We start from the raw sequence: 384 nt of genomic DNA, 5'->3' as shown, positions 1-384 counted from the left end.
CAGGTGCGCAACTCACTGAAGTATGTGGCTTCAAAAAATCAGAAGGCCTTTATGGCTGACCTTAAGTGCGTCTACAAAGCAGTAACGCTGAATGCCGCCGAGACCGCTTTAGATGAGCTGGAAGCTAAGTGGGGAGAAAAGTATCCGATGGTGATTAAATCGTGGCGCAGCAAGTGGCCAACTCTATCGGCTTACTTTAAATACCCGGAATATATCCGAACTCCAATCTACACCACCAATGCGGTGGAGGCTGTACACAGACAGTTCCGTAAGTTGACCAAGACCAAGGGTGGTTTCGCCAATGAGAATAGCTTACTGAAGCTGCTTTACGCCGGTACACTAAAAGCCTCTGAGCGTTGGACGCACCCGATTCAAAACTGGAAT

Annotated in this window: 1 protein-coding gene; it reads left to right on the top strand. The window is 48.4% G+C overall.

Going from position 1 to position 384, the window contains the following annotated elements:
• A partial coding sequence (locus MO867_RS22730) for a transposase (RefSeq protein ID WP_252473403.1) occupies positions 1–384 on the top strand: 384 nt, incomplete at both ends.

This window comes from Microbulbifer okhotskensis, from assembly GCF_023895975.1.
GTDB classification, from domain to species: domain Bacteria; phylum Pseudomonadota; class Gammaproteobacteria; order Pseudomonadales; family Cellvibrionaceae; genus Microbulbifer; species Microbulbifer okhotskensis.
This window is presented reverse-complemented; position numbering and strand designations above follow the sequence as displayed.